We start from the raw sequence: 19,440 nt of genomic DNA, 5'->3' as shown, positions 1-19,440 counted from the left end.
TTGAGATTGAAGAACCACCCGAAAGGGTGGTTTTTTTATGCCCAATTTTTTTGGAAATTGGCACCTTCCGAATTTGGTTTAATTGTCGGTTTTTTAATATTAATGGTTAGAGGGATAGGGAAGTCATTTCCAATAATCACAGCCTCACCTGGTTGTAGGCTCGGTAGGAAGTCAGAAGCTGCTTTATCAATTTCGCCACAGGCACGTTCTACAATCTCACGATCTCGATCATTAGTAAGTCTATGAACAATTAAAGTTCCAAGTTGACTAAGAACACCTTCTGTAATATCACGAGGTCTTTGGGTGGCTAAACAGATATTTAAACCAAATTTTCGACCTTCTTTTGCAATCAGTTCAAAAGCATCTAACTTAGCTAAAGTGTCTTCATTACCTATTGTTTTACCGATAAAATTATGTGCTTCATCTAAAAATACAACAATTGGCTTATCTTTGAATTCTCCTTTTCTTGATGAATTTAAAAGGGTTCTCCCAATGCAATTAGCAATGATTTCACGAGCCTTATATTCGAATGGAATTCCACTTAAATCAATTCGAAGTAGTTTCTTAGTGCTTTTACTTGAACAAGCAAATTGTTTTATAACATTCGTTAATGATTTGTGACCTGAGTTAACGTCAAAAAATGTATCAAAAGGTGGAGAATTGATGATGGTATTGATTCGGCTAATTAAAGGAAGACAATTTGCAAAAGAACCACCATCATGGTTACCCCAACGTTCAGGAATTTTAATGGCTTTGGTACCATAGCCTTCTTGTCCTTCTGGGAATACGCATTCATGTTCAATTTGTAAGGTTAGTTTATCAATATTGAAGCTGTATAAAGGATCATTAATATTAATTGTAAGAGCATTAATGATTTGAATATATTCTAGTTTGGATGCATCAATTTTAGGAATATATCCATTTGGATATGTTTGAGGATAGATTTTAGCTAGTTTTAAACTTTTTAACGCTTCACGAAATTTAGCACCTTGAACTTTTCCTGATGGTTCGAATAAGGCTAAGAAATCTGTTTCTACAAATGATTCAGGCGGTAGTTTACATGCTAAAGAGTTCTCTAACGGATATGTTGGATTTCCTAGATGAATATGAAATACATCCTCACTATCAAAACCTCTATATTCACCTGTTGGATCTAATAGAATTACTCGAGAATTTTTCTTTAGACACTCTTCTAATATTCGTGCTGTAGTAAAGCTTTTTCCACCACCTGTTGATCCTAATATTCCTAAATGCCGACCAAATAATTTTTCAGGTGTAACTGTGATTTTACAATCTCTATCAAGATCGATAGCTCCAATTTCTAATTCTACGTCTGGCTTTATATTATTCATTCTACGAGGAATATCAGCGATGAAATCATGTGGAGCAGAATATATTAAGTCACTTATGCTTGGATAATAATCAATACCTGCTGTGACTTTAAGGTTATCCATTTGAATTGAACCAAGAAGCTGGATTCGTCCAACAATATCTAAGTTTGAAAGCTCTAAATCAGATTTTTTAATTTCAATAATACGTCCTAAAATTAAATTTATTTGGCTTTCAATAATGACAAACTCGCCAACTTCTCCTTTACCATATCTTCGCCCTTCAAAGTAAATTGGCTCATGTTGTAAATTAATGAACTCAAATTGCAAAGAGTTTGCTGAAATTGCATTAACTTTACCAAATAATAATTCAGGGCGCACGATTCCACGTTCTTCTAAACTATGCATTAAGTCCACCATGAATAACTTGATATAAACTTTCCGCAGGACTTAGAGCCTTCAAATCAGGTATGTTGAGAGCAAAATTTTCGAAGTCAGCTTCTATAAATAAAATATCTAAACCCTTATCTGCAAGAGCTTTAAATTTTTTCCAATAAGTTGAATATTCACCAGGACTTTTAAATTTTTTTTCGACAGAGCGATCAACAATGATTAATTTTAAGTGTGGATTAGATTGTAAGGCTGCATATATTGGCTCTGAGAGGTGATCATCATTGAAACCAAAGCCACTAGTTATGAGACAAGTATTAGGTTCTCGAATACCTTGAAGAAATTTAGCTATTAGTTCTAGGTGGGGTTGTATATATGATTGTTGGTATTTACCTTTTGCAGGGAAAATCATACAAGCATTTTTAGCATCATTTGATTCTTTCTGTTCAATAGTAAAATTACCGTCAGTTTCTTTTTTTCTAAACCAATTTACAGATCCATGTAATTTATAAAGATGAAATACCCCATCTAAATATTTAGGAGTATTAGAGGAGCCCATACCATCTCTTTTGATAATGTCATAATCAAAAAATTGAGGGTTATAAATTCTGGGTGCTGAAAAAGTAAAGCCATCTATTATTGTTATTCCTAACTTCCCAGCAGCTTCTTCAAAGCAAGTATCATAGTTCGTAGTAAATAATTTAATTCTATTGTCTTTACTCTTTCGTCTAGCAAGTTTTTTAATAAGCTCCATGTGTGCAAATAAGGTGGATGGAGATTTAGTGAATTTACATTTTTCTAAGATAATTTCTTTCGACTTTGTTAGAAAAATTTCTAATTCAATAGAATTGTGTATTTGTTGGTACGCTTCGCAATACGATAAGAATTCTTCAATATTTTTGTTTTTAGGTTCTGAAAGATTGTATCTGATTTCTTTAATAATTTTTTCAGCATCATCTTTCCTTGTAGTATCTTCAATACAGAACTTCCATAAGTCATTCATACTTGGTCCTTCAACATTTCCTAATGAAGTACCACTACCAGCTAAAACCATAATATTAGGCATTTGAAGTGCCGTTTTGAGTTTTGTTTTGAGATCACCTAAGTCATTAACTTTTTGCTCATCTTCATCTTTTTCATAAGGTACAAAGTTGTCAATGGGTGCAGGTTTATAAAATCTTATACTCATAAACTATATTCTTTTAAAGCATTTGTTTTCATTATAATTTTTTTAAGTTAAAAAAATAGTCATATAATGGATTTAATTAAAAGCTCTCCATTCTCCTCCTATAATTTTTACTTTAAATATCTCATCAAAATTTTTATTTAAACTTGCTGATTTCAAATTTTTATAGTGGCTCTAATCACCACTTTAGAAATTTTGGCTTTTAAAGTTATGTCATCTAAAGTTGCATATATTTTATTCATCTCCTGTATTAAGTTAAATTCATTCTATTCACAAATTTTCTCCTATGAATCTGATCGAACATGAACCACACTTTTGGGAGCTCTACCAAGACCTTGAACAGTACTATCTCAGCATTGCTGTAGACATGAGTTCAGTGGTGTCTTGCTGGGACTTGGTCTTAAGGCAAGATGAAATACAGGCTTATAGGCAGCAGGGTCGAGCGAGTATTGAGGAACTGGCAAAATCTATAGTTGCTGCGGCCTATAAAGGTGATTTTTCCGTTATGGAAAGCCGTTTAGCCCAAGCTATTGAACGACAAGCCATGCAAGCTGCTTTTAAAACATGGCGTGAACAGCAAGATGAATTGATCAGAAACAATTAACTAGAAATAGGCAATATGGAAAATTCACCATTACCAATAATTTTGATCTTAAAAATTTCAGCAAAACCTTCATCTAAACGCGGCACTTCCAGTTTTTTATAAGTCGCTTTGACACCCACTTCAGGAATATTGGCTTGACCGATACGTTGACTATTGCGCTCTAAAGTACTTTGCAAATCGGTTTCAAAATAATAGGCAATCACTTCAAAGCCGGCATCCAGCGCGCGCTGAATATAACGAGCGCGATCTGCACTGGTCGGATTAGTGTTATCAATCACCATCTTGGTTTTAGAGGCAAGGCAGGCTTCAAAGATTAAATTTTCACGGTGCCGGGTTTTCAGCATATCCAGATTAATGCGCAAATGACTATGGTGTAGATTCAACAGGTAAAAGCTTGATTTACCTGAAGCCTGAACGCCTGTAAAAATAATCAGTTGCATGACAGAGGCTACATCTTTAAGTGAGGGTTAATTAAATCATAAATCATCTGTTTCGGGATATTCTTCGCGTTGACCGCCTTCATAACTGGCAAAACGCGGCTGCTCGCGTTTAAACACCGGAGCAGGGCTTTGCCATGGCCATTCACCAAACTGGGTTTCCCGATAACGCTTAAATGCATCATTCAGCTCTTGATTGGAATTCAATACAAAAGGGCCACGCATAGCCACAGGTTCGCCAATCGGTTCACCTTCGAGCCAAAGAACTCGTGCTTCCATTCCACCCGCTTGTAAATGAATGGCTTCAGCCGGTTTAAGCTCGACCAGATGTTTAAATTCAATCTCATGACCTGCAATGTTTAACTGCTTGCCCTGATAAAAATATGCAAAACGGGTTGCACTGGCAGTTGTTGCCGGAATAGTCAGCTCAGCATAGGGTTCTAAGGTAATCAGATAAATATTCACTTTATTCTGATCTGCAGCTGCCCAGGAATGTTCAGGCCGGTTAATTGCTGCAGTATCGTTAAAATATCCTGAAATGACCCGAATATCAGACTTTCTACCGGCATGATCGGTTGAAAATACATGAGGAATCTGTTCACGCCACATCATCTTGTAGGCTGGATCTTTTCGTTTTTGTTCAGGCGATGAATTGAACCAGATTTGGAACAACTCAAAAGGATTTTCTTTATTTTCATGCAGTAGTGGAAACATTTCACAATGTTCAATACCGTTGCCGGTACTCAGCCACTGTACATCACCGGCAGCATAACGGCCACCATTACCCAGCGAATCGAAATGATCGACCACGCCTTGCTCGACCAGGGTAATGGTTTCAAAACCGGTATGCGGATGTTCAGGAAAACCCGGAACCGTTTCGCCATAGTACATATTAAATTCTTTATTTTTTGCCGCTGTTTGCGGACCCAGATCGGCATTTGCTGTCGGAAAATGATCAATATGATGGGCAGTAAACAAAAACGGGTCTTTTAAATCTAGGCGAAATTCAACTGGAACAATGGAAAGAATAGGCAAGTCGTGCATGTGATCAATCCTGTTATCAAGTTTTTTACTTAACCTAAATGAATAAGTCTCTTATTTTATTCATTTAAATGCTGAGCTTGGCATGGGTCTATAGCTGAACTGTAAGGCCATCTAAAACCATCAAATCCCGTACAAATCCACCACTTTTGGTGATTTATTATTCGATATAGTGGAGCTTCGATATAGTAGAACTATGACTCTTCTAAAGAGTCTTCTCGGTATGTGTAATATGGAGAATATCAAGATGGCAAATACAATGAAAGCGGCGGTGGTGACAGAATTTAATAAGCCGCTGCAAATCCAAGAAGTCGAAATTCCAAAAATCAGTCCGGGCAAAGTCCTGGTGAAAATCATAGCAACAGGTGTTTGTCATACCGATCTGCATGCCATGCATGGGGATTGGCCAGTGAAACCGACTTTACCTTTTATTCCAGGACATGAAGGTGTGGGTGAAGTCATTGAGATAGGTGAGGGTATAGAGCATTTAAAGGTAGGTGATATTGTCGGTGTTCCGTGGCTGTATTCAGCGTGTGGTCACTGTGATCACTGCTATGCCGGCTGGGAAACCCTGTGCAAGAAACAGCAAAATTCAGGCTATTCAGTCAATGGCAGTTTTGCAGAGTATTGTCTGGCCGATGGTGATTATGTCGGGGTGATTCCTGAAGGTGTCGATCTGCTGGAAATCGCCCCAATTCTGTGTGCCGGTGTGACCGTTTATAAAGGTTTGAAAATGACTGAAGCCAAAACCGGGGATTGGGTGGCTATTTCCGGCATTGGTGGCTTAGGTCATGTGGCCATTCAGTATGCCAAGACCATGGGTTTTAATGTGGTCGCCATTGATGTGGATGATTCTAAACTGGAATTGGCTAAAAATTTGGGTGCAGATGTCGGTATTAATGCACTGAAAGTCGATGTCAAAGAAGAAGTCATGAAAGCTACGGGTGAAGGTTGTCACGGTGTCTTGGTGACAGCAGTATCTCCAAAGGCATTTGAACAGGCAGTGGCGATTGTTCGCCGTGGCGGCACCATGGTGCTCAACGGTTTGCCGCCAGGCACATTTGACCTGTCGATTTTCAATATGGTGTTGGAAGGAATTACCGTGCGGGGGTCAATTGTCGGAACACGTCTGGACCTGAAAGAAGCTCTGGATATTGCAGCGCGCGGCAAGGTCAAGGCACATATTCATGTTGAACCGCTTGAAAATATTAACGATATTTTTGAACGTATGCAACAGGGTAAAATTGATGGTCGTATCGTGATTGATATGAAACTCTAATCTTTAATACTTTATATTCATTTAAACAGACCAATTCAGCTGGACTGAATTGGTTTTTATTTTTAGCGTGCTTATTTATAGGGAATCAACTTTCCTGATCGGCTTTGCTTTCACTGGTATATTTCTGACCTTCAGGAATCATCATTCCAGCCAGCTTAATCATTTCTAGTTGGATATTGCCCATCTGTTTTTCAATTTTCTTGAAATCCACCTGAGTTAAATCCACTTCGCCATTTAAAAATGGGGTAGCCAGCACTTGCTGATTGGCTTGCATCACATTTTGCCGAATCGAATCAATTTCCTGACTTTTCAGGTTCAGACTGCTCAGTGCCTGATTAAATCCCGTCAGTTGTTGTTGCAGATTTTTGGCCGTGGCTTGCAACTGCTGTTGATCTTTATCGTTGATTGCTGTTTCTAAATCCGTTTGAGTTTGCTTCAACTGTTCAACGTAAGCACCCGCCTTAAGCTGCATATCTGCAACATCGCGAACGATATAAAACATGTTCCCGCTTTTCAAATCGGTTTTGGCTGTAGGTTCTGTAGCTGATGGGGTAGAGACCTGTTCAGAGACATCGCTGGATGGTGACATTTCATTTTCAGTTGCATCTGGAGTATTGGCTTGTTCACAACCAATCAGCAAAAGGCCCGCACTAAACATCACAAAAGGAGAAACCACATTTTGGATGAATTTTTTCATATCTCTTTCATTTCAGCTTCAATCAATATTTTTCAATATAAGGACAGAATGTGGAGAAAAAACTGATTGTTGCAAAGCGATAACAAATCTATTTTTTTGCATTAAAAAAGAGTGCTTAAGCACTCTTTTCTGACTCAAATCAGCTGTATTAACCGCCAATGATTTTGATAATGGTATGGCTAATGACATTGGTCAGTACGTAGTCAGCATTCACTTTAATCCATTGTTGGTTTTTACCTGGTTTGCTCAATTTTTTAAATTTTTTGTGGTCGATTTTATAACCTTGGCCATGGTATTGGCTTGGTACTTTTTGACCCACTTTCCAGTCATGTGATGGATTTACTGCTTTTTTATGTGCAGTATTTTTATGTGAAGTATTTTGATGTGACTGAGTATGGCCTTTCTGTTGATTTTGAACTTGATGAGACTGGTTATGTTCTTGCGGAGCAGCCATTGCAGGTGCAGTAACTAAAGCAGTAGAGAGAGAGAAAACAATTGCTTTTACTAGAGTATTCATACTTCACCTTTTCTATCATGGCATTGGGTTGATAGCTTCATCATATGTCTAAGTCATTGATAAGTAGTGAATGTATTGTTGTTAAATGATTAAAATGATGGAGAGATAATGAAGAATAAACTTTTTGATTTTCAAATTTAAAATTCTGTTTTTGAATCAAAAATGTAAGCATCTGGTATATAAGCAGATACTTACATTATTGTTATAAATTACTTGGCTAATTCCGCATTAATTGCATCTACAATACGCGGATCGTCAGCGGTGATGTCCGGTGCAAAGCGTTCGACTACCTCACCATTTTTATTGATCAGGAATTTTTCAAAATTCCACAGTACTTCAGGTTTAGGATTTGGTGTTAAGCCATAATCGACCAGATCTTTCCACCAAGGTCCTTCACCTGTACGTTCAGGAATGGCTTGAGTCAGGGTTTGATACAGCGGGTGCTTATCTTCACCAGCCACTGAAATTTTAGCAAATAACGGAAAATCAACCTGATAATTCAGCGAACAGAATTGTTGAATTTCTTCATCTGAACCGGGTTCCTGAGCCAGAAAGTTGTTGGCGGGGAAGCCTAAAATCTCCAGACCTTGGGCTTTTTTGTCTTGATACAGTTTTTCCAGACCTTCATATTGTGGGGTTAAACCGCACTTCGACGCCGTGTTGACAATCAGCAGCACTTTACCTTGATATTGATTTAGCGTGGTGTCATTGCCTTGAATGGTTTTGACCGGAATGTCATAAACAGATTGACTCATTGTATTGTCCTTAATGACTTGAGAGGATCACTGCTTTGTTTTAAAGCTTATTCTGCATATCGGCAAGTCTTTATTGAAAGCAATATTAGCGATTGATTGTTAGCTGAATAAAAAAACAGGTCAAGCGACCTGTTTTCTGACCATGCAACAGACTTTATTTGACAGTTTTGGCTTTGCTTTCCAAGGCTTGCATTTCAGTGACCAATTCTTTTTGCAATTGGCTGGCTTGAGTACGCAGTTCATTGATTTTGTTCATATCTGCTTTTTCTGCAATGCTTTCTTCAGCGAGCTGGATCCCCAGATTATTGGATTCTTTGATTTTGCCGCGTACAGCATTCAGCTCTGTACTTTTTAGGTTTAGATTATCCAGATCGCGGTTAAAATTGCCAATATAGGTTTTCATTTCTGCAACTGTGGCCGTAAGCGTGGCTTTGTCCCCTTTTTCTGCAGCCTGATTGGCTTTATTTTGTAAGTCCGAAGCCTCTTGGGATCGATTTTTGGAAAGGGTCTGTATTTCAATCAGATCATTTTTAATATCTTGGACATTGTTTGAACTGAGAGCTGTAGTAGTCGTTTGCGGGTTAGCTGGAGCAGAGGTGGTGGTTGCCGGAGCAGATGCTGATGATGCGGGTGCTTCATTGGGTTTTTTATCACATGCTGTTAATGCCAAGGCAGCAACACAGAGTGAAGCCAGTAAGGGTTTGTTCATATCGCATCCTCATTAGGTTCAATCTTTTGATCAAGCCTAATTTTATACATATTAAAAATAGCGCAGTTTCGATCGAGTGCTGTCATCAACATGACATATTTATACAAGTGCTCACTAGGGCGTTTGTGTTGCGAAGCTGCTGCAAATTGCAAACAACGTTATTTAAAGGCGACCAATATGAAATCTTATGATCGTTGTGTGAGCGTTTGGTTATGAAATTTCATTTAGATGTTATGTCATTGTATGAGGCATCACATCATTTGCATAATTTTTTCTCTTTTTTAATTACTCTGCTGCTGATGATCATCATTTAACTTTGTGGTATTTCGCACTTGCCTAGGTTGGTGAACAATTGATATTTCATGTTTTAATACAGCATGAAAAAATCATAACGAATATTGAGAAACAGGGCAGGGAATGACACAACAGTATAAAACAGTCTTTTGGGCACTAGGATTGCCCTTGCTGGCTGTCTTCATTTGGTCGATGAATATTACCGTAACGCGCTATGTCGCGGACTATATTTCACCTGTCAGTATCAGTTTCTATCGCTGGTTGCTAGCTTTTGTAGTGCTTACGCCGTTTATGTTAGGCACGGTCTGGCGTGAACGTCAGCTGGTGTTCACACACTGGAAACAGCTGGCAGTACTCGGGGCTTTTGGTATGGTACTGTATCAAGGGTTGGGCTATACCGCGGCACATTATACCACCGCGACCAATATGGGCATTATTAATGCTTTTATTCCGGTGTTTACCATTTTTATTTCCATGTTCATGCTCAAGGATATTCCCAACCGTTTTGCCGTGGTAGGCAGTCTCTTGTCTTTTGCCGGTTTGCTCTATGTCATGGCACAGGGAAACTGGAGCAATCTGATTCAGTCCGCTGGACATCTGGGCGATATCATGATTGTGCTGGCAGTATTTTTTTACGCTTTTTATGGTGTTTTTCTAAAAAAGTGGCAACTACAGATTCCGTTATTGATCAGCCTGTATGTGCAGATTATTTTTGCATTGCTTTACCATTTACCTTTTGTGATCTGGTTAGGGCTGGATGCCATCAATCTACAAAATATCGGCAGTGTAGTTTATGCCGGAATTTTTCCATCACTGATTGCACCACTGGTCTGGATGTTGGCCGTACAGATGCTTGGGCCAAACCGAACCAGTATTTTTATGAATTTAATGCCCGTGTGTACCGCCATTATTGCCAAGCTGTGGTTAGGTGAAGCCTGGACGATTTATCATAGCTTTGGTGGTCTGATGATTTTATTGGGCATTTTATTAGCTCAAAAGAAAGATCGGCTGAGCACAAGAGAAAAATTGAATACAAATTAAAAAATGTGATTAAAAAAGAGACAAATAAACTTTTATTTGGAACGGATTTGCAATCAAACTAGTTTTAAAACAGGCTTATAAAAATGATGGTTTTTTTAAAATATAATTAAAAATAGTGAGATAATTTAAATCTTTAATAAAGATTGATCATTATTTGATAGCTTTAAAATGTATTTTAAGATAAATAATGTATTTGTATAACAAAATAAATTATTACATAATACTTATATCGTGAATGTTTAAGTTTTCTTAACAATATTAAGCGTTCATCAACAGATTTTCAGACCCTCTGGATGTGATTTATGCACATCCTTTTTATGCTCAACCGTCCCTATATGGTTGAGCTTTTTTTTGCCTAAAAATTGCGTTTTTTACGTTATTTATCAAATAAAATGATCCGCTTAAGCGCGGATCACCTCACCTGTTTCGGCATCAATAATACGGCTTGGTTCTTTGCTGAGTCCCAAATCACCATTTAAATAATGCACCTGGCTGGAAAAATACTGGTTGGCTTCCTGAAGGGAGCGTGCTGGATTGCCACCTGCAGGGTTGGCACTGGTGGAGACAATGAAGCCATTAAAGGCATTGCAGAGTGCGACACATAGAGGGTGGGTGGTGACCCGCACCGCCACTTTAGGATGATTACCCTTAATCCATGCCGGAATATGATCCCCGGCAGGCAATAACCAGGTAGTCGCCCGTTCAGTCGGAGAGCGATGGCTCCAGGATGCAATGACTTTTTGACGCATTTTTTCTGGCAAGGATTCTAATAAATGTTCCACTTGTGCTACTTGCGCGGCCAATAAAATGACACCTTTTTCAATGGGGCGTTGCTTTAATCGTAAAATTTCCAGAAACGCTTGTTCATTAAAAGGATCACAGCCTAAGCCCCAAACTGCCTCTGTAGGGTATGCTAAAACATGTCCTTGTTTTAAACATTGAGCAGCTTCGGCAACAGAGGTGGTAATCATCAGATTTTTCCCTTCGAATTTATGAAAGGGATATTGTGAACCTTATTTGCCTGGACGACAACGTAGATACAGTCCAGCCTGTTGCATACATAGGCCCAGAAGTTCCAGTTCCATCAACTGACCGGTCAATGTGGCGACATCCAGTTGTTGCTTGGCCACAATCTCGTCAATAGGTTGTCCCACCCAGTCCAGTTGGTTATAGAGCGGTGTCAGGTGCGCAGGTAGTTCAATTTTAGTGGGAGATGGAGGGTTGGTTTGCTCAAGCTGTAGCCGGTTTTGCCATTGGGTCGGCAGTGCCAGGTCTTCAATCACCTGATCCGGATGATCAATTAAAATCGCACCTTCGCGAATCAGCTGATGGCAGCCTTGATGATGTTCGCTATAAATGTGTCCCGGAATGGCAAAGATCAATTTGCCTTGTTCAGCTGCCCATTTCGCCGTAATTAAAGAACCACTTTTCAGTGCTGCTTCAGCCACAATCACGCCCAGACTTAAAGCACTGACAATGCGGTTGCGCCGTGGAAAATGCTGTTGTAAAGGCAGTGTTCCGGGTAAAAATTCCGTAATCACCGTACCACCTTTAGCAATGATTTGTTGTCTTAACTGCTGATGTTGGGGTGGATATGTTTGCTCCAGACCGGTCCCCATCACCGCAATGGTCCGCTTGTGCTGCAAAGCCCCCTGATGGGCGGCTTCATCAATGCCTTGTGCCAAACCGCTACTGATATAAAAGCCTTTTTCACTTAAATAATAAGCAAAGTCATAAGCGATTTGACGGCCGTGATTGCTCGGTTTGCGGCTACCGACAATCGCAATTTGTGGTTGCAACAGGGTGTGAGCATCACCTTGGCCAAACAAAATTGGCGGTTTATCGGCATAGGGAAGTAATTGTTGCGGATAGTGCGCATCTTCCTGCAATAACACAAAGTCACTGTGTTTTTGAATCAGATCAATACAACGTTCAAATTGTAGCTGTGATTCAGGAAGATGAAAGTCTTGCAGGCGTTGGATATGGTTTTTGTGAATGCCCAGCTTTTGCCAGATTTCAACTTGATCAGGCTGTGTTGCCTTTGCAAGATTGGTGTAGTGTTTATGAATTTTATAAAAGCTGGTCAGCGAGTGTTGCACCAGAAACCATAGGCGAATGTAATCCAGCTGCAAGGCGCTTAATGAATTGAGCATAATGAGACCTTTAAAAATGTCTTCTTTTTATTGTGTGAAATAGAATGAGGCTGAATCTCAGCCTCATTTCAATAAATCCTAATATTTAGATAGGAAGATTATTCATCCATCAGTGGAGGCTGAATTTCGGCACCAACTTTAATCGGTAACTCGCTATCCAGTACATAAGCGTAACTCAGGTTGTCAAAGCTTTTGAACACCATGATGTTACCAATGCGCTGTCCAGGTAATTGCACACGTTCTTTGGTTTTCGGGTCAGTGACTACTTCACCTTTTTGGTTCACAGCCAAGACCTGCCCGGCTTGAACACCTTGCAAGCTACCACGGTCAATGGTCACCACACTGTGTTTTGCTGCAGTGCCAATTGAACCCATTACACGAACCACATGACCACCGGCAACTACATCTTCAGCATTAGTTGGGTAGAACAAGGTTGGCAACATCGGATCGTATTCAGGCAGTACACGGTCACCACGACGAACTTCAGAATTATAGGTATCAGTGAGCTCCAGAGTGGTAATGTCATTTTCACCACGGACGGCAACACCTGAGGCAACCTGAGTCAATTCAAGACCAGCATTGTATTTTTTGCCTTTGGCATCGGTAAGCATGTACGGCTCACCTTCACGGTAAACGGCATAACGTTGACCGACTTCCAGGCCATTACCGCGGGCATAAACAGTTTGGCCTTTGGCAGCAAGAACACGCTGGTCGGCAGTACCTAAAATATAAGGCGTGCCTGTAATTGATTCAGGCGCAACAATGGTACTGCGCTCTAACCATTGCTTGATGTATTCCAGCGGAATCACCGGAATGGCATTGTTTAAAGACTCAATCCGAACCTGAGGCTGTAATTTGGTGCCACCGGTATAGCGACGGATAATGCCTTCACAGCCATCACCTTCATCTTTACCAATAATTGGTCTGCCATTGTAGGTACACATAAGTAGGCGGTCGCCCGGGAAAATCCAGTGTGGATTTTTCACATGTTTATTGCTGGCCCAGATTTCAGGCCAGCGCACTGGATTCTTTAAAAATCTTTTGGAAATATCCCATAAAGTATCGCCTTTTTTCACCACATACACTTGTGGTGCTCCGGCCTTTAATGCAGGTGGATTGACATTTCGGGCAGGGGCCGCTTCGGCAATGCTCACGACTCCAACGCCAACACTTACACATACGGCAAGTGCCAATAACTGTTTTTTAAACCCCAAGGCACTAAAAGTTGGCATGCCCTTCAAAACCTTTTTCATTATCATAATTCCTAAAATTATGTATGTAGTTGCGTTATAATAACGATATTACACACATTTTTTTGATGAAGCATTCCTTCATTTTGTTTTTTGATCAATGGCATAAGTGAGGACACCGTATGGCCTTATTACCTATTTTAAGTTTCCCGGATCCCCGTCTTCGTACCATTGCTAAACCAGTCGAAGAAGTCACTGATGAAATTCGTCAGCTCGCAGCAGATATGTTTGAAACCATGTATGAAGCCCCAGGTATCGGTTTGGCTGCCACACAAGTCGATCATCATATTCAGCTGATTGTCATGGATTTATCTGAAAATAAAGATCAACCCATGGTATTTATTAACCCCAAAGTTACCCCATTAACTGAAGAAACACTGCCTTATGAAGAAGGCTGTCTATCAGTGCCTCAAATATACGATAAAGTTGAGCGTCCGTCACGTGTAAAAATCGAGGCAATTAACCTTGAAGGTCAATCATTTGAGCTGGAAGCGGACGAACTTCTCGCAGTTTGTATTCAACATGAAATGGATCACTTAAATGGCAAGTTATTTGTCGATTATTTATCGCCATTAAAACGTCAACGTGCACGTGAAAAAGTGGAAAAAGTCGTTCGTCAACGGCAAAAAGAAAAAGTAGCGGTAAAACGCTAAAGCAAAAAAAATCATTGAGAAATTTTTTAAAGCCTGGCCCAATTTCGATTGGGCTTTGTTATACTTGCGCCCGACAAATTTTAGGATTTGCCTGTGTTGTTACGTGGTGGGCTGCTGTTGTCAATGGCAGCCGTATTCTTACAGATTGCTGTGTTTTTACAGCCCTTGTTACCGAAGCAATATCAGGTTGCTCCGGTCTGTGAAACCATTACGCGTGCATTATTACAAAAACCTGCTGCACAACACATTTCTGCTTCCCAACATGCTCATCATCAGCATCATGCGACTCAGCATGATCAGTCGCCTGTTGAGCATGATCATCATGATGCCAATCATCAATGCCAATACTGTAAGGTCTTTGGTAATCTGGTCTTGCCGCCTGAATTAGACGTCAAAGAAGTTCTAGATCGTATTCAAGTGCGTTTAATCGCATTCCAAAAGACGTTTAGTCATGTCTGGTTTGCTTTACAGCGACTTTTTTTAATCCCTCAAGGCCGAGCCCCGCCACTCGCTGCATAAATCCGACGTTTTTTTACCTGGGTCTTAACGGACTCCAGTACGCCTATATTTATGTATTAGTGAGATAAAAATGGCTCAGCCTAAATTCTACTTACAGCCTCTTGCGGCTGCGATTTGTGTTGCCGGTTATTCTGCGACTGTATTTGCCGAACAACAAACGACTAATGTTCAAACATTAGCGCCAATTGTGGTGACAGCTCAGCAGGGGCAGGATGCCAACGGTCTGATCGTGCATGCAGATCCGAAACAGCCCATCCAGCCAATTCCGGCCAGTGATGGTGCCGACTATCTGCAAAGCATTATGGGATTCAGTTCAATCAAAAATGGCGGGACCAATGGCGATGTGACTTTCCGTGGCATGTTTGGTTCACGGATTAAAATTTTAGCCGATGGCACGGAAAATTTGGGCGCCTGTCCAAACCGGATGGATGCACCAACCTCTTATATTTCACCGGAAAGCTATGACCGTATTTCGGTGATTAAAGGGCCACAAACCGTTCAATATGCCAATACTGGTTCGGCTGCAACCGTGATCTTTGAGCGTGAAGCTGAAAAATTATCTGCCGATAAAAATTATCGCGGCCAAGCCAGTGTATTGCTCGGTTCCTATGGTCGTCTGGACCATAATGTGGAAGCCGCAGTGGGGGATGAGCAGAAATATATTCGTCTAAATGCTAACCGTTCTGTTTCAAACAGCTATCAGGATGGCGATGGCAACAGCGTTCCTTCGGACTGGAAACGCTGGAATGCAGATGTAGCATTGGGCTTGACGCCGGATGAAAATACTTGGGTGGAACTGACCGGTGGGAAGGCTGATGGCGAAGCGGTCTATGCCGGTCGTGAAATGGATGGCTCTCAGTTTGCCCGTGAAAGTTTGGGGCTACGTGTAGCAAAGAAAAATGTTACGGAGGTGATCAAGAAAATTGAAGCGCAAGTCAACTATAGCTTTAATGATCATGTCATGGACAACTTTAGCTTACGTGAGTTTAAACCGAGCGGCATGATGACGATGCCTATGGCTTCTAACGTAGCACGTGAAACGCTGAATGCACGTCTAGCCGTGACCCATGAATGGGATAAATTGCAGTTGATTAGTGGCGTGGACAGCCAGAACAATCAGCATTCCTCACGTAGTGGCAGTTTAATGTCGCCATATCAAAATCAAGCTCGTGAAAAAGATATGAAGTTCCAGTCTTTTGGTGCTTTTGGTGAATTAAGTTATGAACTGAGTGAGCAGAATAAATGGGTTGGCGGGGTGCGTGTCGATCAGATTAATGTCAAGGATCTACGTGCTGATTCCGTAGCAAAAGGCTATAACCGGGAGCTGGATAAAACGCTGCCAAGCGCATTTATTCGCTTTGAAAACCAGCACCCTGAACATGATGCCAAAACTTATATCGGGCTAGGATATGTCGAACGCATGCCGGATTATTGGGAGCTGTTTAGTACTGCACATGGTAATCCTGGAACTGTGAATGCCTTTAACGGGATTGATACCGAAAAAACTTTGCAGCTGGATTTGGGCTATCAACATGAACATGGCGCACTGAATTCTTGGGTTTCTGCTTATGCAGGTTTAATCAATGATTATGTGTTGATGAGTTATCACGTACATAGCATGCCCGGGATGATGAGTCATGGCAAAACTGCAGGGGCGAAAAATGTCGATGCCACAATTGCAGGAGCCGAGGCGGGTCTGGGCTATCAGTTTAGTGATCATCTGCAAGCGGATGTCAGTGCCATGTATGCCTGGGGAAAAAACACCACTGATGATAAGCCCTTGCCACAAATTGCACCTTTAGAGGGGCGGGTCAATCTGCGCTATGTACAAGATCGTTATACTTTAGGCGCTTTATGGCGCGTGGTTGCGGCTCAAAATCGGATCAGTAAAGATCAGGGTAATATTGTCGGTTATGATCTGGGTAAAAGTAGTGGTTTTGGTACTTTATCTTTAAATGGGACCTATCATGTGAGTGAAGGGCTGGATTTATCCGTAGGGATTGATAATGTGCTGGATAAAACCTATAACGAACACTTGAACAAGGCGGGTAGTGCCGCCTTTGGTTTCGCGGCTGAGGAACAATTCAATAATATCGGCCGTAATTATTGGGCTCGAATTTCAATGAAGTTCTAAGTCAGATTTAAAAAAGCAGAGCCAAGGCTCTGCTTTTTTATTGCTGATGCATACTCGCCAATTGTTTGGCTTTACTTTGATAGAGCGCCAAACCTAATTTTTGAATGGCACGGCCTTTTTCCTGTAGTTTTTGATTTAACCCCGGCACATGTTTGGCACCTGTATAAAGCACGAGGTTTCGCGTAAGTAGATAATATGCAAACCATGCAGCGGACTGCGGTTTCAGTCCGAGTTTGTGCATTCGTTTCTTGCCTATAAAAAATTGTGTCAGTTCAAGATGCTGTCGATAAGCTAATTTCTGCTGCAGGGGACGCAAATATTTGTACTGCCGTTCAAAAGGTTCTTTGGATAAACTCGCACCGAGCGCGGCGCTGCTTGCATCCGATTTGGGATGGACAAATCGCATCCAATATAAAAGTTTCCAGCCCTCAGATTCTTTTTCAATTAACCATTTTTCATCGATCCCCATCAGCCAGCCGACATAGTGCCAAAAATGCAGAAAATTTTCAGATTCCTGCTTATTTGGAAAAATCCCTAAAGCCCGAATGCCTAACAAGACCACACTGCTAAAAGCAAGATTGGTCATAGCAAGGTCAAATTGATTAATTGGCACACCCCACATTTCATGATCCCACGCTTTATTTTTTTTGCAGCTGAAAGCGCACTAAAGCATGAATAAAACGCACGTAAATCGTGGAAGTAAATCCGGCATTGAAACGCTCTAATCCATTGGGTTCAGTAATATCAATCCACCATTTGGTCGTTTCAGCCAAACGCGTGCCCGCTTGTTTATTTAAAGCTCCTGTCAGCATTAAAGGTTGGTTAAAGCCCGGAAAAAGATAGCCGGCCATCAAAGATAAGTCTCTTAAAATAAAGCCATTATTAATCCCCAAACGATGGGTAAATTGCAGGGCGTGTTCAATTTTATCGGTATTTAACCAGTCTGGAACTTGTTCAATTCTCTTGAAAAAATGCTTTAACTCGGGAATGGGGTGGGGGAGTTGATCAACACCTTTAAATAGTGCAGTTTCAAAATAGCCGCGATGAACTTTGGGGTTTTGCATCATCCATGTAATGACTTTTTCCATTTCAGGGTCACCGCATTGCAAGGCTTTATTCAGCGACAGGTATTCTGCATAACTGGGTTGGATCGGGCGCTGGGTGAAATGGGCAAGGGCAAAGCTGAATAGATTACCTTGCTGTGTAGCGCTAAAAGGCGTGAGCCGCGTATTAAAAAATGTGGTCATTGTTTATGCTTCAATGTTGTTGTTTAATTCCACACTAATACGAATATTTATTCGCATTCAATTCGCATAATTAAAATCACTATTGGATGTAGAACCATGAGAAAAAGACCGCAGCAGCAGCGTGCACGTTTAATTGTGGAAAGTATTTTAGAAGCGGCGCAGTGGTGTATTGCTGAATATGGCGTATTGGAGCTGACGACACCGAAAATTGCCGAGAAATCTGGCGTCAGTGTTGGCTCCATATATCAATATTTTGAAAATAAAGAACAAATCGTAGAGGAACTATTACTGCGCAAGTCAGAACAATTAGGATTGGCTTTAAAGCAAATCATTGTGGAGCAAGAACATCAAAGTATTTATGGGGTCATTCCGCTGAGCATTCAGTTTGGATTTGATATGTTGAAAGCCGATCGCGGTTTCTTTATTGAAATCTTAAAACACTGGCATCAATACAGCCATTCAGATGCCTCTCAGGTTTTGGAAAAACACTTTTTTGAAGTCGGTATGTATTTATTTAATCGCTATTACCAGCACTGGAGTTTTGAAACGCTGAAGAATCGATCATTTGTGATTATTAATAGTACCTTGTTCACCATGATGCGTTTTGTAAGTAATAATGATTTTTTAATTACAGAACAACAACTTAAGGTTGAGTTATCAAACATGATTTTGGCTTATTTAGAAGTAAATCCTCTTAATAAAAATGAAGATAAAATAAATTAACAATATAAAACAAATACTTAAGTGGTTGTTGGTTTGAAAAATAAGCACTCAAAATAATAATTGCTAAAACATGCTTGCAAGCGGTAAGAAATGCTGTAGAATGCACATCCATCGGCGGTGATGAGAATTAAAACTTCTGATAAAACAGTGGCTTAGCATTAAATGGTTGGGTTGGGTTTTAGAAAGAAAGTTTAAATTAATTTGAAATTGCTAGTTGACTTTCTGAGAGGAAAGCGTAATATAGCCGACCTAGCTTGCTGCTGACGAAGCAGTAAGAAGATCATTAAGAGATTATGAAGAACAACTTGTGTGGATTTTTACTGGTTGATTAATCGAAATTATTTTCATTGATTGAAGGTAGAAATTACTCGAAGTTTATTTGAGCAAATTTTTGTCAGTAATTGATGAGCCAAGATTGGTGCACTATATGCACTATTGATTTTAAACTGAAGAGTTTGATCATGGCTCAGATTGAACGCTGGC

At 40.3% G+C, this 19,440-nt stretch carries 18 protein-coding genes and 1 pseudogene; 7 read left to right on the top strand and 12 right to left on the bottom strand.

Annotation, left to right across the window (positions count from 1 at the left end):
• Nucleotides 1-35 precede the first annotated feature (35 nt).
• Both FB6_RS12585 and FB6_RS12580 read right to left on the bottom strand, forming a co-directional pair.
• A complete protein-coding gene (locus tag FB6_RS12585) occupies nucleotides 36-1,736 on the bottom strand; it encodes an ATP-binding protein (RefSeq protein WP_174560326.1) in 1,701 nt (566 codons plus the stop codon).
• The gene (locus tag FB6_RS12580) at nucleotides 1,729-2,907 is read right to left on the bottom strand and encodes an SIR2 family protein (protein WP_174560325.1); all 1,179 of its coding nucleotides are present in this window, start codon (nucleotides 2,905-2,907) and stop codon (nucleotides 1,729-1,731) included. Before FB6_RS12580 ends, FB6_RS12585 begins: the two co-directional genes overlap by 8 nt.
• A 283-nt stretch (nucleotides 2,908-3,190) precedes the next feature.
• Between FB6_RS12580 and FB6_RS12575 the strand changes: the two genes are divergently transcribed.
• Complete coding sequence (locus tag FB6_RS12575; protein WP_174560324.1) at nucleotides 3,191-3,508, top strand: hypothetical protein; 318 nt, start codon at nucleotides 3,191-3,193, stop codon at nucleotides 3,506-3,508.
• Here the strand turns inward: FB6_RS12575 and FB6_RS12570 are convergent.
• Both FB6_RS12570 and FB6_RS12565 read right to left on the bottom strand, forming a co-directional pair.
• Nucleotides 3,505-3,948: an AAA family ATPase gene (locus FB6_RS12570; RefSeq protein ID WP_174560323.1), complete on the bottom strand. Its 444-nt coding sequence runs from the start codon at nucleotides 3,946-3,948 to the stop codon at nucleotides 3,505-3,507. The two genes, FB6_RS12575 and FB6_RS12570, sit on opposite strands and share 4 nt — an antisense overlap.
• A gap of 36 nt (nucleotides 3,949-3,984) precedes the next feature.
• Nucleotides 3,985-4,989, bottom strand: a complete 1,005-nt coding sequence (locus tag FB6_RS12565; RefSeq protein WP_174560322.1) for a pirin family protein — start codon at nucleotides 4,987-4,989, stop codon at nucleotides 3,985-3,987.
• 244 nt (nucleotides 4,990-5,233) lie between these two features.
• Between FB6_RS12565 and adhP the strand changes: the two genes are divergently transcribed.
• Nucleotides 5,234-6,265, top strand: coding sequence for an alcohol dehydrogenase AdhP (gene adhP / locus FB6_RS12560; RefSeq protein WP_174560321.1), 1,032 nt, complete (start codon nucleotides 5,234-5,236; stop codon nucleotides 6,263-6,265).
• An 85-nt stretch (nucleotides 6,266-6,350) separates the two neighbouring features.
• On the opposite strand, the gene FB6_RS12555 is transcribed toward adhP, so the two are convergent.
• The 4 genes from FB6_RS12555 to FB6_RS12540 all read right to left on the bottom strand — a co-directional run bounded on the left by FB6_RS12555 (nucleotide 6,351) and on the right by FB6_RS12540 (nucleotide 8,943).
• Entirely contained in the window at nucleotides 6,351-6,962 is a 612-nt protein-coding gene (locus FB6_RS12555; protein WP_174560320.1) for a hypothetical protein, read from the bottom strand.
• Nucleotides 6,963-7,110: 148 nt separating this feature from the next.
• Complete coding sequence (locus FB6_RS12550) at nucleotides 7,111-7,479, bottom strand: RcnB family protein (protein ID WP_174560319.1); 369 nt, start codon at nucleotides 7,477-7,479, stop codon at nucleotides 7,111-7,113.
• A gap of 209 nt (nucleotides 7,480-7,688) precedes the next feature.
• Entirely contained in the window at nucleotides 7,689-8,234 is a 546-nt protein-coding gene (locus FB6_RS12545; protein ID WP_174560318.1) for a glutathione peroxidase, read from the bottom strand.
• Between the two features lie 154 nt (nucleotides 8,235-8,388).
• The gene (locus FB6_RS12540) at nucleotides 8,389-8,943 is read right to left on the bottom strand and encodes a hypothetical protein (RefSeq protein WP_174560317.1); all 555 of its coding nucleotides are present in this window, start codon (nucleotides 8,941-8,943) and stop codon (nucleotides 8,389-8,391) included.
• Nucleotides 8,944-9,360: 417 nt separating this feature from the next.
• Here FB6_RS12540 and FB6_RS12535 point away from each other — a divergent pair, with 417 nt between their 5' ends.
• The gene (locus FB6_RS12535) at nucleotides 9,361-10,278 is read left to right on the top strand and encodes a DMT family transporter (protein ID WP_174560316.1); all 918 of its coding nucleotides are present in this window, start codon (nucleotides 9,361-9,363) and stop codon (nucleotides 10,276-10,278) included.
• Between the two features lie 401 nt (nucleotides 10,279-10,679).
• On the opposite strand, the gene FB6_RS12530 is transcribed toward FB6_RS12535, so the two are convergent.
• The 3 genes from FB6_RS12530 to FB6_RS12520 all read right to left on the bottom strand — a co-directional run bounded on the left by FB6_RS12530 (nucleotide 10,680) and on the right by FB6_RS12520 (nucleotide 13,684).
• Nucleotides 10,680-11,249 (bottom strand): L-threonylcarbamoyladenylate synthase, encoded by a 570-nt coding sequence (locus FB6_RS12530; RefSeq protein ID WP_174560315.1) that lies wholly within the window; start codon nucleotides 11,247-11,249, stop codon nucleotides 10,680-10,682.
• Between the two features lie 42 nt (nucleotides 11,250-11,291).
• A complete protein-coding gene (gene dprA, locus FB6_RS12525; protein ID WP_174560314.1) occupies nucleotides 11,292-12,431 on the bottom strand; it encodes a DNA-processing protein DprA in 1,140 nt (379 codons plus the stop codon).
• A 98-nt stretch (nucleotides 12,432-12,529) separates the two neighbouring features.
• Entirely contained in the window at nucleotides 12,530-13,684 is a 1,155-nt protein-coding gene (locus FB6_RS12520) for a LysM peptidoglycan-binding domain-containing protein (protein WP_174560313.1), read from the bottom strand.
• Nucleotides 13,685-13,803: 119 nt separating this feature from the next.
• On the opposite strand from FB6_RS12520, the gene def reads away from it, so the two are divergent.
• From def to FB6_RS12505, 3 genes are all read left to right on the top strand, one after another.
• Nucleotides 13,804-14,334, top strand: a complete 531-nt coding sequence (gene def / locus FB6_RS12515; protein WP_174560312.1) for a peptide deformylase — start codon at nucleotides 13,804-13,806, stop codon at nucleotides 14,332-14,334.
• Nucleotides 14,335-14,427: 93 nt separating this feature from the next.
• The gene (locus tag FB6_RS12510) at nucleotides 14,428-14,853 is read left to right on the top strand and encodes a DUF2946 family protein (RefSeq protein WP_174560311.1); all 426 of its coding nucleotides are present in this window, start codon (nucleotides 14,428-14,430) and stop codon (nucleotides 14,851-14,853) included.
• A gap of 70 nt (nucleotides 14,854-14,923) precedes the next feature.
• Nucleotides 14,924-16,987, top strand: a complete 2,064-nt coding sequence (locus tag FB6_RS12505; protein WP_174560310.1) for a TonB-dependent copper receptor — start codon at nucleotides 14,924-14,926, stop codon at nucleotides 16,985-16,987.
• A gap of 37 nt (nucleotides 16,988-17,024) precedes the next feature.
• Here the strand turns inward: FB6_RS12505 and FB6_RS12500 are convergent.
• Nucleotides 17,025-18,234 (bottom strand): annotated as a pseudogene (locus tag FB6_RS12500) (oxygenase MpaB family protein).
• A 96-nt stretch (nucleotides 18,235-18,330) separates the two neighbouring features.
• Here FB6_RS12500 and FB6_RS12495 point away from each other — a divergent pair.
• Nucleotides 18,331-18,957, top strand: a complete 627-nt coding sequence (locus tag FB6_RS12495; protein WP_174560309.1) for a TetR/AcrR family transcriptional regulator — start codon at nucleotides 18,331-18,333, stop codon at nucleotides 18,955-18,957.
• Nucleotides 18,958-19,440 lie beyond the last annotated feature (483 nt).

The sequence above is a fragment of the Acinetobacter bouvetii genome, assembly GCF_902753875.1.
In the GTDB taxonomy this organism is placed as follows: domain Bacteria; phylum Pseudomonadota; class Gammaproteobacteria; order Pseudomonadales; family Moraxellaceae; genus Acinetobacter; species Acinetobacter bouvetii_A.
The sequence above is the reverse complement of the archived record's forward strand: the minus strand, read 5'-3'. Positions and strand labels throughout refer to the sequence as shown.